Source organism: Pseudomonas sp. JS425 (assembly GCF_018223845.1).
Classification (GTDB): Bacteria; Pseudomonadota; Gammaproteobacteria; order Pseudomonadales; family Pseudomonadaceae; genus Aquipseudomonas; species Aquipseudomonas asiatica.
Genome location: NZ_CP073661.1, coordinates 5,433,725 through 5,447,051, shown reverse-complemented (window position 1 = coordinate 5,447,051; position 13,327 = coordinate 5,433,725). Strand labels below are relative to the sequence as shown.

Below are 13,327 nucleotides of genomic sequence, written 5' to 3'. Positions count from 1 at the left end.
TAGCATTTATCTATCGACCTCGACGCGGCAAGGAGGCGGCCCAGGCATTTGCCGGTGATGTGGTCGTCTTGTTGGAGAATGTCGAGTACGTTATCGAGTTCCCGGAGCCCGGCTCCTCCTTGGAGGTCGGGGCGCTGGTTGAAGTCGGCTATGACCCCATTACTGACAGGACAGGCGTTCTAGCCTTTAAAAACTTTGTGGGGACGGCCTTCCTGGCTGGTGTTAAGCTTCGAGTGATTTCAACCAAACTCGGCGACAGCGGAGTTTCTGGCTTGCTTGAGGAGGTTTCCCGTTTATCCTCAAGTTTGGTGTTTGGCTGGCGATCGCCCTCGGGATTTTCCGCAGCCGCATCTGGCGAACAACAGCCGTCCGTTCCGTTTCACCAGTTGCAGCTTCTTCGGGATGTCATCATTAGGCGGGAGCCAGGGCAGCGCTTACAGGATTTCTTTGCAATCGTAGAGCGGAGCCCCACTCGGAGGTTTTTGCTTGAGCGGCCGGTAGTGCCCATTGAGCGGGCACGAAATTTCGATTCACGCTCTGTCACGGACATATTCACTCATCCTGAACGGCTCGTTGCGGTACGCCGCTTTGACGCTGTTTCCGGCAGTCCGTTGGCTCAGGCGCTCGGGATCGGTGAGCCCCCAGTTGAGCACTACCCAACTAGAGTATCGATATCATCACGGCGCCTGTCCTATGACACTCCCGAGAACCGCTTTATCAAGCACTTTATCGGAGAGTGTTTGGTCATCGTTTACCGGTTTCTTGATGAATCCAATATTCATGCCCAGATGCGAGCAGATTGCCGGGTAATGGCCTCCATCCTAGAGGCCGCCGTAAGATCACCATTTCTCTCTGAGGTAGGAGTTCTAACGGCATTCGCTGGTCCTACCCAGGCACTCGGTAAAGGGGATGGCTACAAGGATATACTGGACCTTTGGTTGCAACTGGGAGTGCACCAGGCATTGCCCGGTGCGGAGGGTGAGGTTGAGCGATTTATACAAGGCAAAGATATCGCGCTGTTATACGAATATTGGGTATTTCTCAAGGTGCTACAAGCCGTTTGTGCGGCAACTGGGAGTTCATCCAGAGAAGTGGCGGTTTCGCGCAATGACTTGGGCGAAGGCCTTGCTCGTAGCCTTACAGTGTCGCTGTCGGACGGTGTAAGCGTTGCCTTCAATCCGTCCTACACCCGGTCGGCAGGCTCTGCCTACTCTACCCCTCTACGCCCTGACGTTGTTGTTATCCTGAATGGGGCTCGCTACGCTTTCGATGCGAAGTACCGCCTGGAGTGGTTACCTTCACTAGAAGATTCGCAGGATGAAGATGCAACATTCGTCCGCGCCGACCTCTACAAAATGCACACGTACAGGGATGCGATCTCGGACTTGAAGGCAGCTTTCATTGTTTATCCAGGCAGCGAGTTCATGTTTTATGAGAGGGGCGGAGGCCGACGACAAAGCCCTGGAGGGATTGCGGTATTTGACGGTGTTGGCGCCATTCCGGCGAGGCCGGAAGGCGCTGATTCATCGACGTTAATGGACTTGGTGCAGGTGCTAGTCGATCAAGGATAGTTGTCCCTTTGGCGCCGTTCCTGGTTGGGACGATTTCTCCAGCATTTCCCGAATTTCCGAGAAGTCGACAAAGTTGCTGGCATCCGTGGAGGCCATGCGGCGCATCACTTCAGCATGGATCCCCTGAACGCCTCGGGCAGCAAACACGGGGTCAGCTGCAAGCTCGGCAACTAGCTCCTGCAGGTTAAAGGCCTTGGTCGTCTTATTCGCTGGGGCCGCCTTGACCCTCTCAGGTTTGCGTAGGTTCATTACCACGTCGAAATGGGCTACATCTTCCTGCCCACTCCGTCCCTTGTAGCCCTTGTGGCTCTGTTGTTTGCGGTCTAAAGATGCGGCCTCGTGAAATTCAAAACCAGCTTCTTTTGCGGCGCTCTGAAGAGCTGCCCAGACCCCCCCGTCGGTATTGTGAAAAACTACGGTGGCCCAGCCGCCCGGTTTGAGCACTCGTGCGATCTCGCGCATCGCGCCCGTCATCAAGGCTTCGTACCCCTCCAAGCTTTTACCGCCAGCAGATTCTGTCAGTGACTTGTTCACAACCGCTTCGTTGGTGGGGTCTGTGATTCTGCCCAGCCAGGACTCCCAGATCAGGTTGCAGTCGGCGTAAAAAAGATTTGAGCCGAAAGGTGGGTCAGTGAATACATAATCGATACTCCCGTCCTGTAGGGCCGAGAGATTCGTGGCGCTTCCATTTAAGACGAACGGCATTTGCTTTGCCGTCGGTTGGAAGGCTGCATAGTATTTTTTCAATTGTGCGATCTTGTTTCGCATAACTTCAAAAACATTGCACTCTGAGGAAAGCTGCGGAATGTATAGCGTTCCAGTAAGTGGGCGTTGGCCTCCGCGTGCGTTGTAGCGGCGCATGCGCGTCCCGTGCCATGCCGTGTTGGTGAAGGCGAAGGCCATAGCCAGACGCTTGCGCTTATCTGTGATCTCACCAATGGCCTTCCAAATCAGTGACAATGCGAGTAGGTTCCGATCCGTGTAGAAATCCGCTATCTCCCGAACATTTTTGTTTTGAAGTGCGCAGCGGATATACATTTCCCTGTCCGGGCCGATGTCAACTGAGGGGAACCAGTCCTCGATATCACCTCTTGAAAACGCGAGAGCCTTCGCGATGTCCTTTTTCTCAGCCTTGCGCTCCAGTCTCCGGCCGTCTTTCGTTTTATAAGCAAGCCAGGCGGGCACGGAGTCGATCGTGGGGAGCTTTTTTCGCACCACTTCATGTTCGCAAAGAGGGCAGGTGATGGTTGACCCTATGCGGCCTTCCGAACGATCAATGGCATCCCAGAGTGCAAAAATCTTTCCGCAATGGGGGCACTTGTGTCGGCTGCTCCACATGGTCCAATGGAGCAGCGCTGGCGCTCCGTTCTCATCCGTGGTGCCATAGATCTCACCCATCCGCTCGCCCACTTTGGCCTCGATTTCGGCGAATGCGACTTCGAGGTCCGACGGATCGCACGGGTGAGTGTGGTTCCAGGCAAGGTGGGTGGCGGCTGGAGATAAATCGTTGAGGATCGCCTGACGACTAGTCAGGGCTGCTGCGACTCCAGTCATGCCTGAACCGCAAAACGGGTCCAAGACCACATCCCCCGGTTTTGTGAAGTGTTCGATGAAAGGGATTATCGCTTCGGGCGGAACCTTCGTGTGGTAACTGTGAGCCGTGTAGAGCGCGCTATTGCGTCCGCCAGGAACGAGAGGCGCAGCAGGCGCCTTCTTAGGGGTTGTGCTTAGCGTCGCGATGGGAAGACTGTCCTTTATCGAAAGGTACTCTTTAACAAAGTCGCGTTGCTCCAGGGACTGCGTGTTTTCCAGCGTCCACTTGCCCGCGACTTCCCTTGCTCCTAGACGAGCGCACCGTTTCGCAATGTTTGGCATTGTAATACCGGAGAGGCTGTAGTTGCCTGCGAGTAGTGCTTGGATCACGGATGAATAAATATCGTCTGTTCGACTGCCACCACTAAGGAGGGCGTTCTTGACGGCGCTGTCAACGAAGGCCGACGAGGCCGTATTGTTGCTTATGTCCTCGACGGTGTATGCAGGCTTTCTCATGGTGATGAGAAGATCGAGCGTTGTGACGCTCTCTTTGCCCGTAACCCCTTTCACGCCTTTGATCGACGGCTGCCCCTTATCTAGGATATGCACCGTGTCAGTTTCGAGCTTTGCCGCGGCCATAGCTTTTTGTATTTCCATCCATATTTGGTCGTCGGAGTTCGAGAAGGCGAGCACTGCGTAGCCGCCCGGCTTCAAAACCCTCGCCACTTCGGAAAAGGCTTTCGTCATCAAGTGGCCGTAATCGTCCATGGTCTTTCCGCCACCCACTCTGCCACGGCTCTTATTGACCACTATCTCCTCGGTGTTGTCGGTTAGGGAGCCAAGCCATGCTTCCCATAACAGGGAACTGTCCGCGTAGAAAATGTTGGATCCAAATGGCGGGTCCATGAAGACCATGGACACTGAACCATCGGGCAAGCATGAGAGGTCTGTTGCTGACCTGTGCATAACCTGAGCGGTGGTCGATGTTTTGGGGAAACGTTCAAAGTACCTTTTTACGTCAGCAGCTTTTCTCCGGAACAGACTCCAGACATTCCACTCGTATCGTAGCGAGGAGATATACAGGGTCCCCGTCATGACATTCGTTGGTCGCTTTGCGTTCCATTGATAACGGCGAGAAGCCCGGTTGATGCAAGCCGTGAAAGCGAACATCAAGGCCTCGCGGATACGTCCTTCTGAGGTGGTGACAATCGCATGGCGAAGCGCAGCAAGGGCATGCAGGTTTCGCTTGGTGAAGAAATGACTGACCTCGGATATGCCCATGCCAGTGTGGGAAGCTCTCCACATCTCACGGTCGGACCCGAACGGCACTCGGGGTATCCAATGGGGAATAGGAGCTTCATTTGCCTCCTCTATCAATTCCATTTCATGCTGAGTCGGCACGTGGGAGGAGATTCGAGTGCTTCCGGCGGATACATGAGTCTGCACGGGTATTTCCGATACCCAGACGAGATCGCTTTTTCGCAGATAGGTGTCGCAGTGTGGGCAGGTAAGCCCGCGCGCGTCGGTCCCGCCCGCTGTATGGACGACGTCCCAATAGAGGATATCTTTCTGGCATTCACCACAACAGAAAACATCACTCCAGGTTGTGTATTCGATGGTCTGACCAGGCTGCATTATGGGCTGGTACAGCCAGCGCATGGTCGGATCGACTTGCTCCGCCACTTTTTGTAGGGCGCTGGAGAACTCTTTTGGATCGCAAGGCGTCGTATAGTTTCTGGATATATGGACTGCAGCAGGGGATAAATCGGAGAGAAGTGCATTGCGGCCTTCCATCAGTGCTGCGACACCGGTCATCCCTGATCCCGAGAAAGGGTCAAGAACAAGGTCCCCAGGCTTGGAAAGGGCTCGAATGAAGGGGCGGATCGCCTCGGGGGGAACCTTGGTGTGATAGCTGTGAGCCCGGTACTCGGTCGTGGATTTGCTGACTGCGACGCGCTCGGGGATGTCTGAAGTGGAGATATTTTCCTTCAAGGTCGACACGGAGGGAAGTGGGCGTGTTGGGCGGTCGGGATATTCGATCGCGTGTTGCTCAAAATGCTGCCGTACGGACGCCGTCACCTCAGCGGCATCAGATGAGATTGCCTCTCTTACATCCGTTGGAAGTCGGCCCGCGCTAAGGAGGAGGAGGTCTGCGGGGATGCCTACGATGCCCGACAGAATCGACGCCTGCTCCTCACTAAGGGAGCGCTCGTCTGACTCGACGTAACTCATGAAGGACTTGCTAACGCCTAGCTTCTCTCCCAGGCTTTCCAGGGACATATTCAAAGACTTGCGTCTAGATTTTATTGCATTTCCTGCTGACCAAGGCTTCATGTGGTTGCTACCGAGAATTTGAGAATCCATGGGCTAGAGGTTAACAAATCTTGTCAACCTTTGCCATGTAGCTGAAAGGCCTGTCTATGCGCGGGTATCTCGCAGGTGGTGGCGGGGATGCTCCCTCTGAACGAAAGGGTAGAGGGATACGCCGGCAGCGGCTTCGCGTGCTTGCCTTCGTCCCAGGTGGTGAGGCGGTACTCAGCTGGAGTTCAGTGAATAGGGCAGCACAGCTAATGTAGAGCGTCGAAAGCATCGACCAGCAGATGTGCTACGACAAGGCGAGGTGCGAGGAGGCCGGTCGCGGCGGTCTTGGTTCGCCGGTTGCAGCCGGTAGTCTAGGATCAAAGGTGTTCGGAATGGATGTCTGTTCGTCGGCGCGCTACGTAGTGTCCAGTACTCGGCTGCGCTGATAGTCTCGATCATTCATCTGAGGAAAGAATGATCCGTTAGCCTTCCTGAATACCTACGGATTATGCTGCCTGAGCAGCAGGCCAGCGATCTCTCAATCTGCTGTCTCAGGGCTTGGCGCATCGCTGATTGTCGGTATACCTTGGCCAAGGGGGCTATTAAAGCCAGTGCTTTGGAATACCCACTCCGTAATTCTTCGCCACCGTCTGCAGCGTTGCGATAATCTCAGCGTGGCGTGCCTGATGAGTCGCTTGCCAACTGTCACGGCGGTCCAGGAGTGCTTTTAACTCATCTAAGTTATACATTCCAAGGCGAAGGAAATTCCCCCAGGTAGGGATACCGAATAGGTTGTAAATCACAACAGTACCATCGCGCTCACTGGCTAGGCGCTTGTTGCCAGTCAGCTTCTCCGCTGCATCTTCGGCTTCATCACGGTCGTCATAGGTGTTGAGGAGTTTCATGTTTTGCAGGATGCAATTAAGAGCGGGAAATGGATTTTGCCTGAGTCGTCGGTGTTTGGATAGAAACTGGAGCCAATTGCGGTGATGAAAAGCCGCCTCTGTGATGCGATTGCTCTGGGGGGACAGGTGCGAATCCTCCGCCACGCTAACCGCGCGGTTGGTCAGCTTGACCCATTACAAAGCGGGCAGCATAAAAAATAAAAAGCAGGATGTGAGGGAATACTGCACCGAGGGCTACCCTGGCCAAGGGTAGTCCATCGGTCGGAATGATTAGCTCTTCGGTTACAGGTACCCTCGCTCAGCCAACGAGACACAACCGTCATGGCCCACCACCACATGATCCAGGATGCGAATGCCGACCATGTTCAGAGCGTTCTTGAGGGTGGTGGTCAGCGTATGATCGGCTTGGCTGGGTTCTGGGTCGCCGGAGGGGTGATTGTGCACCATAATGATGGCCGCAGCGTTGTGCTCCAAGGCGATCTTGACCACTTCTCGTGGGTACACGCTAGCCCCATCCAGCGTACCTCTGAACAGTTCTCTAAAGCCTATGACCCGGTGTTTGGAGTCGAGCAGCACTAGGGCAAAGACTTCATACTCGTGGTACTGCAGCAGTGTTTGCAGGTGACTGAACACCTGCTTCGGCTCAGTCAGTGCCCGGCCTTTAGACAGACGACTCATGGCCAGTTGTTGCGCCATCTGCAGGATGTCGGCCTCGGTGACGGGGGACTCCATGACGTAGGTGCCACTCGCTTCACCGGCTTTGAGCTTGTGATATTTCATGACGGTATTCCTGTAAGAATGGGGAAGGCTGGGGAGGTTGAGCAGAGCGTTACTGAACGGAAGGCCTAGTGCTGGGCTCGATAGCCTGAGCCTCCAGCTTCTGAGCCAGTGAGGGCTTTGACGGCGCCGCCGGTTTGGCCTCTGCGTTGCTGGGTGGGGTTTCAGCAGCGGGAAAGAACTCTTCGACAATGGCGCCACTGTCCTCCTCGCTGTCTTCAAACGCGCCATTGTTAAAACCTTGCCGGGCTGCGTGATCCAAGGAGCTCTGGTCAAAGCCCGAGGCTTGCCGGGTTTTCTCCAGTTGCTTGGCGGCGAGCAAGGCCTCTTCTAGGGGCAGTCCACTGCGCACCGTGATATCGACGTAGAATATCGGCGTGCCGTGGCTCTGACGGGTGGATTTGCCACGCAGACGCAGATCCAATGGCAGGCAGGCCAGGCGATTGCCAGAGATGGCTTGCAGGTAATGCAGGCGCGCTGCCAAGGTGCGGATGCTGTTGAATCCAGTGGTCCGGAAGACAAAACTGCCCAGTGGGTCGTCATCGCCAATCACCACGTTCAGCCGACCGTAAGGCTTACAGGCATTGCCTTGGGCCATTGGGCAGCCATCGGGTGAAGGGCAGGGCAGCGACTGAATGCCGTCCTTGGTCAAACGCTTGCACGTTTCACCGTTGCCGACGCATAGCGGTCTGCCGGTGGTACGGTCGAACAGGCTGTAGTCCGCGCGAAAGTTGAGGTCCGGTTCGTTGAACAGCAATCGGATCGGAATGCTGCGCAGCTTGCCATCCTGGCCATTGCGCAGTTCCTCATTGAGTGGATGCAGTAACCAGCCGTCACGGCTCTGGACTTGCGAGGTGATGGTGAACTGATCATCTTTCTCGGGCAGGCGCTTGCCGTTTTTCTCGACGACCTTACCGATGGAAATGCGCCCGAGTACCGGCGGAGTGATTGCTAAACCTTTGAGCATGGTGGTGCTCCTTGATCTGAAAATAAAAAAGCCACCGGGACGTGAACGGTCCGGGTGGCTAGGGTGAGCAGGTTGTTTCAGGCGAGCAGGAAGCGACGAGTGCCTGCTTTGGCCTTGGGGTAGCGAACCTGCAGGTAGGGCTTGTCTTTGAGCATCTGTTCGACATCCAGACCAATGCTGTCCTTGGATTTCTTCCAGCTGATGTAGCCCTCGGCAAACTCTGCACGGGTGGCTTCCCCCATAGCCTGCTGCAGAACCTGCTTGAGCTGCGCCTCACGCGTTTCCTGCTGAGCAATGTGCTGACGAACAGACTTGAGTTCCAGGAAGGTGCTGGTCAGCGCCGTGTGCTGGCTGAAGTCCAGGGTCTGTCCGTTATCCTCGGGGTAGAGGCAGCGCAATGCCGCTTCCGCAGACGCTGTGCCATCTGCCGGTGGAGGGGTGTCGCTGACGACGTAATCCCAGAACAGCCGTTCTAGGTCAATCAGTCGAGCAATCAGCGCCTCGTCGCGTGTGATGCGATGGATTTCCAGATGCTGGCCACCGAGCAGCACGGCCACATCAGCGGCCTGCTTGCCAGTGACTGCGAGCTGGTGCATGACTTGTAATTGCACATATTCGGGCACGCCCTCTTTCCAGAGGCGTGCCCCGTTTATGCCGGCAGTCTTGCATTCAAGGATCTGAACATCGTCGGCACCTATCACCTCGCGGTCGATATTGGCGAGCATCCAGGGGAGCGCCGGATCGGGATGCTGTAGTACAGCGTTGATCCGTCGAACCTTGTGTTGGCTGCGCTTGCTGTAGTGCCAAGCCACGATGGGCTCCAGCACATTGCCCCAGTACAGCGGGCTTTCCTCATCGTGAGGATCGGCCTTCGGTAGCCCAGCATCGCGACCGGTCTTCTCTAGCCACAGCTCCAACTGCGACTTGTAGGGATTCAGTCCCACCGCAGAGGCGGCATCCGAACTGCCGATGCCCTGCTTGCGGATCTGCAGCCAGTCCTCGCGCGGCAGCTCCTTGGTGCTGACCAGGCGCAGGGCAGGGCGTTTCTTGCCGGTGCTGCCGTTCAATGACGTTGCTTTCATGGGATTCACCTGCAGACATAAAAACGCCCGACCAGCACAAGGCTGACCGGGCGTGAGGGTTGATGTGAGTAAGGGTTAAGCGGCGAGCTGCAGCGCGGCATCCAGGGCGCGTTGCTTGATCTGCGCGCCTTGGCCGAACCAGGCCGAGTCCATGCGGTACTCGTTGCTGCGCGCACGGCGCTCGTGGTCGACGTATTCGGTCACGGCGTTGAGCAGGCCCCAGGCGGTGCCGCGCGCCGAGTCCAGCTGGCTACCGCGACCACGGCCTTCATAAAGCTCCTGTATCTTTCGCAGAGCGCGCTCGTTGGGCAGTTGCTCCGGCAGAGCGCCGGTCGGGCTGGTCTCACACATCACGTTCATGAAGTAGCCCAATGCCTCATGCCACTGCACCTTGCGCTCGGACAGCACGCGCATACGGTACATAAACTCGTCCCATTGCGAGACTGCGATGCCCAGTTGCCTCTTCACTGTCTTCGGGTCAAAGCGAGTGTTGTGCGGTACTTTGATTGCGCGGCTGCTGCCATCCAAGGCGATGGTCAGGGTGTTGTTGCATACCACGCGCACGGTGGTTGGCGTTGCAGTGGTGGCCAGGGTGCCATCGCAGGAGGTGGCCAGCAGGAGGTAGCCGTTGACCTGGTCGTTGCCCTTCAGCTCTGCACCTTGCCCGGTACGCGCCAGCGCCCAGAACTTACGACCGCCCTTGAGCACGCCGGCTGTTTCCAGCTCGTAGCCGGAGACCTCGGTCAGGTCGCGGTAGAATTCCAAGACCTCCCGAGGTTGTACCGTGTGATAGCGCTGGGAAACCACCGACAACGGTGCCTTGGTGTCTGAGCGGTAGAGGACCTTTTGTTCAGGGAAGGAGTGAATGGCCCCCAGGTGGCCGACGGCATCCGACTTGAAGTGCACAGGGCTTTCCAAGATTTGCCAGTTCATACCGGCTTCGCGCTGCCAGACTTCAATGGATTGTTTACGCGGCAGATTGTTGCCCAGGCCGTGCCAGGGGGTAGTCCCAACATAAGCCATTTGTTCGATTTGATGAGCCATGGGAGATATTCCTTTGAGCAATAGCCGGCATAAAGCGCTGCGCATTGCACAGCACCGGCAGAAATAGGGAGTGGAAAGGGGGCGAATAAGCGGAATAGGGATCGTGGGGCGTCAGTCGTAGAGGCTGAACTCGTGCCCGCATTCCAGGCACTGGTGATTGTTCAACACTCTCTCATCGATTTGAGAGCCAATCGCTGCACCAGCTACCGCTCCGGTGGCGCCACCTACGAGCCCTCCGAAGATGGCTCCGGTGATACCGCCCAGGGCAATGCCGACAGGGCCGGCAAAAGCACCGACAGTCGCGCCAGCCTCGGCACCTGCTAGTACGCTGGACACGCCACTGGCGGCACCACCAATCGATCCGATGACACCACCGGCCTTTTTGCCGAGATACTTCGTTGCAATGCGTGCAGAACTACATACGGGACAGTTCATGAGAGAAATTTTCCTATATCAGGCCGATTTAACCGCGGGAGAAGGCCTACTGCTAGGCCTTCAAATTAATGATATAGGTTTGAAAATTATTTGAATCTAATTTGCTGGTGGTTTCTGGCTGGAGTGGTTGCCTTCTTAGCATTGATAGACTTGGCGTTGGTATGTTTTCGGTCGTTATGCATGGTTTGGGCTAAGTGTTGCGAAGCAGTTTAGAGTTTTGCAGCTTTTCTGAGATGTATAAGCCTTTTTTAGCCTCTATCTCTACGAGTATTTCTAGTGCTCGTGCTCGACTGATTTCGTGTTGTTCTGAAATTTTGTCTAGCATCTCCACGGTCTTGTCTGACAGGACAAAGTTATACTGTGACTTTCCCTTTAATGTGCTTCTGTATTTTCTTTGGTTCCATAGTTTTTTAATTTTCCCAATATAAAGTTCTTCTTGTTCGGAAGTGTAGTTCGCGTTGTCGAAAAAGATCAGTAGGTCCTCATATGTTTCGATGGGCGTGCGGAAGATGGAGAGGTATGTGTTCTTTTGTAGCCACTCGTAAGCGAGTGAGCATTTTTGACTGTCGTCTTTAAACCATGAGTATTTTTTGTCGTGGGCTTTGTGCTCGCGCCACCGCTGCTCCAGATTTTTGATTAGAGATGTCTTTTCGGTAAGGTCTCGTTCCCAGACGTCAAGTATTGCTATAGGGAGATCCCTTCCAGAAAGATTGAATGGGAAGTTAAGTTGGCTGTGCTTGGTTGAGTTTTGAATTTCTTTTGTTAGCCATTCCACTAGTCGGCGTTCATTCGTGATCCACTCTAGGTGTTTCTTGGGGGTGAGTTGCTCTCGTCTTCTCTGCAATAGTGGATCGACCTTCCATTGGTTTGCTTGGAGGTATCGAGCCATCTTATCTCGCATTCCATAGTCTGGGAGTGCTTCTTTATTGAAACTTTGTTCGAAGAAAACGAGTGTGTACCAAAGCCATATGTCATGGCGCTCGCTGTACTCGGAATCGCCGAGAACCTGGCTTAACTCATCGTTGTAACGTATCGCCATACTAGGATCACTCTATGCAAGCTCAAGGGTGAAGCTAGATTTACCCTATCGTGATTATTGAGTCAATCTAGGTGCACTCTAGTAGTACAAAATTTTCTTAAGTACACGATTTCACTGGGTCTGTAGGTGTGTTTGTGGCTATTTACGTTTGAAAAAGGCAAGTCCTCTGAGACGAGCATTATCCCCCAGAAGGGTGTTGAGGGTAGGAGGCAATGGACGGATGGCGAGAGGGCGGCGTGCCGACAAGGTGTGGGGTGGGTTCGTCGTCCGTCAAATTTTACTGGCCTTGCCAATCCTCTGGACGAATACAGGAGCTACGTTCATGAGGATAATCCGCCTGAAAGAGGTCATGGATCTTACTGGTCTTTCCCGATCCACGATTTATAAGTACATCGCAGAAGGTCAGTTTCCAATTCCGGTGCCGTTAGGGGATCGATGCGTCGGCTGGCTAGAAAGCGAAGTTCACGACTGGATTCTCGCTAAGGTGGCTGAGCGTGATAAAGCTTTAGGCCTGGCTAGCTGATAATTTGCGTTGACGAGCATAGTCGCCATCATGATCCGGTTGATGTCGGATCATGATGGTTTTTTACTGGAGTTGAATGAATGAGGTGTTTGCTGATTTTTATAATGGTTTGGCGGGCATTAACGGGGAGTATGGTGTCGTTTTGTTTTCGGTATGGGTAATATGCTTTTATATATAACTATCCATCATGATGTGGGAGTGGCTAGTGCCTGCTCATACTACTGAATATCTGTATCTATCCAATGCCTAGCATGGTGTTGGCTATCTGAAGTTTATCTACCTCCTGGCAAACACCTTGGTGGCTAGAATCTACCCATTGCTTCACATGCTACCCAAGCACTTATCTCCCTAGTGATTCTCTCTTCAGGCTAGGTGATGTGCAGGATGTTTGGGTAGGGATGGTTGGCACCGTGTAACTCGTAAATAAATACCACGCTTGCTGAGTATATGAGTCTTAGCAAAGAGAGTGGTTACCATGCTGCGTCATCCCGATAACACCAACCTTCACATTCACGCTGGCGATCTGTTTGAAGGTCTTCCAGTCATGATCGAGAAGGGGCCATTTGTAGCTGAGTACTTGGCTGCATTGAAACGCACCGTTGAAAACACGCTTAGCCAGTATCCGAGGCTGTTAGCCTTTAGAATCGATCTACGTCTGCCAATCGGTATCGACTTGCCTGATTATGCATACACCAACCAGGTCATCAGCAGGTTTATTGAGTCGTTCAAGGCTAAGATCGAGCACAACCGACTGAAGGCTTGTGAGCGGAATCCGTATGCTCATGGAAGTAAGGTCCGTTACGTATGGGTCAGGGAGGAGGGGACAAGGCAACGCCCGCATTATCACGTTCTGATTCTGCTCAATCGAGACGCCTTCTACACGGTTGGTAAGCTGCAGTCAGACAATCCCAACATGATCAGTCGCTTGCAGGAGGCTTGGGCCAGTGCTTTGGGGCTTCAGGTCAATCAGGTGGCAGGTTTGGTGGAGATACCAGACAACCCGGTGTACAGAGTGGATCATGAGGACAACGGAGCATTGGCCGACTTGTTCCACCGTGCCAGTTATCTTTGCAAGGTTGCTTCCAAGGCTTATGGAAATGGCCAGCATGGTTTCGGATGCAGTCGAGGTTGATAGCAGTCTTGAAAGTCG

11 protein-coding genes are annotated in these 13,327 nt (G+C 54.3%); 3 read left to right on the top strand and 8 right to left on the bottom strand.

The annotated features are described in order from the left end of the window. The first annotated feature begins 68 nt into the window (after positions 1-68). A complete protein-coding gene (locus tag KDB76_RS25070; protein ID WP_212632204.1) occupies positions 69-1,571 on the top strand; it encodes a DUF2357 domain-containing protein in 1,503 nt (500 codons plus the stop codon). Here KDB76_RS25070 and KDB76_RS25065 read toward each other — a convergent pair. From KDB76_RS25065 to KDB76_RS25030, 8 genes are all read right to left on the bottom strand, one after another. Beyond that, complete coding sequence (locus tag KDB76_RS25065; protein ID WP_049887274.1) at positions 1,554-5,384, bottom strand: DNA methyltransferase; 3,831 nt, start codon at positions 5,382-5,384, stop codon at positions 1,554-1,556. The genes KDB76_RS25070 and KDB76_RS25065 overlap by 18 nt on opposite strands. Positions 5,385-6,007: 623 nt before the next feature. After that, a complete protein-coding gene (locus KDB76_RS25060) occupies positions 6,008-6,310 on the bottom strand; it encodes a hypothetical protein (protein ID WP_060489792.1) in 303 nt (100 codons plus the stop codon). A gap of 282 nt (positions 6,311-6,592) precedes the next feature. Continuing rightward, entirely contained in the window at positions 6,593-7,090 is a 498-nt protein-coding gene (gene radC, locus KDB76_RS25055; RefSeq protein WP_024947257.1) for a DNA repair protein RadC, read from the bottom strand. A gap of 49 nt (positions 7,091-7,139) precedes the next feature. Beyond that, on the bottom strand, positions 7,140-8,054 hold the full coding sequence (locus KDB76_RS25050) for a hypothetical protein (RefSeq protein ID WP_024947258.1): 915 nt from the start codon (positions 8,052-8,054) through the stop codon (positions 7,140-7,142). Between the two features lie 77 nt (positions 8,055-8,131). Next, entirely contained in the window at positions 8,132-9,136 is a 1,005-nt protein-coding gene (locus KDB76_RS25045; protein ID WP_024947259.1) for a lambda-exonuclease family protein, read from the bottom strand. Between the two features lie 75 nt (positions 9,137-9,211). Beyond that, entirely contained in the window at positions 9,212-10,180 is a 969-nt protein-coding gene (locus KDB76_RS25040; protein ID WP_212632203.1) for a DUF932 domain-containing protein, read from the bottom strand. Between the two features lie 111 nt (positions 10,181-10,291). Beyond that, positions 10,292-10,615, bottom strand: coding sequence for a hypothetical protein (locus KDB76_RS25035; protein WP_181126731.1), 324 nt, complete (start codon positions 10,613-10,615; stop codon positions 10,292-10,294). A gap of 190 nt (positions 10,616-10,805) precedes the next feature. Next, positions 10,806-11,654, bottom strand: a complete 849-nt coding sequence (locus KDB76_RS25030) for a hypothetical protein (protein ID WP_181126732.1) — start codon at positions 11,652-11,654, stop codon at positions 10,806-10,808. A 322-nt stretch (positions 11,655-11,976) separates the two neighbouring features. On the opposite strand from KDB76_RS25030, the gene KDB76_RS25025 reads away from it, so the two are divergent. Beyond that, positions 11,977-12,177: an AlpA family transcriptional regulator gene (locus KDB76_RS25025; RefSeq protein ID WP_181126733.1), complete on the top strand. Its 201-nt coding sequence runs from the start codon at positions 11,977-11,979 to the stop codon at positions 12,175-12,177. Positions 12,178-12,652: 475 nt separating this feature from the next. Next, complete coding sequence (locus KDB76_RS25020; RefSeq protein WP_181126734.1) at positions 12,653-13,309, top strand: inovirus Gp2 family protein; 657 nt, start codon at positions 12,653-12,655, stop codon at positions 13,307-13,309. Positions 13,310-13,327: the final 18 nt, after the last annotated feature.

Coding starts and splice junctions, on each gene's coding strand:
- KDB76_RS25035 (WP_181126731.1), bottom strand. CDS start 10,615: ATGAACTGTCCCGTATGTAGTTCTGCACGCATTGCAACGAAGTATCTC.
- KDB76_RS25030 (WP_181126732.1), bottom strand. CDS start 11,654: ATGGCGATACGTTACAACGATGAGTTAAGCCAGGTTCTCGGCGATTCC.
- KDB76_RS25060 (WP_060489792.1), bottom strand. CDS start 6,310: ATGAAACTCCTCAACACCTATGACGACCGTGATGAAGCCGAAGATGCA.
- KDB76_RS25040 (WP_212632203.1), bottom strand. CDS start 10,180: ATGGCTCATCAAATCGAACAAATGGCTTATGTTGGGACTACCCCCTGG.
- radC (WP_024947257.1), bottom strand. CDS start 7,090: ATGAAATATCACAAGCTCAAAGCCGGTGAAGCGAGTGGCACCTACGTC.
- KDB76_RS25025 (WP_181126733.1), top strand. CDS start 11,977: ATGAGGATAATCCGCCTGAAAGAGGTCATGGATCTTACTGGTCTTTCC.
- KDB76_RS25045 (WP_024947259.1), bottom strand. CDS start 9,136: ATGAAAGCAACGTCATTGAACGGCAGCACCGGCAAGAAACGCCCTGCC.
- KDB76_RS25020 (WP_181126734.1), top strand. CDS start 12,653: ATGCTGCGTCATCCCGATAACACCAACCTTCACATTCACGCTGGCGAT.
- KDB76_RS25065 (WP_049887274.1), bottom strand. CDS start 5,384: ATGTCCCTGGAAAGCCTGGGAGAGAAGCTAGGCGTTAGCAAGTCCTTC.
- KDB76_RS25050 (WP_024947258.1), bottom strand. CDS start 8,054: ATGCTCAAAGGTTTAGCAATCACTCCGCCGGTACTCGGGCGCATTTCC.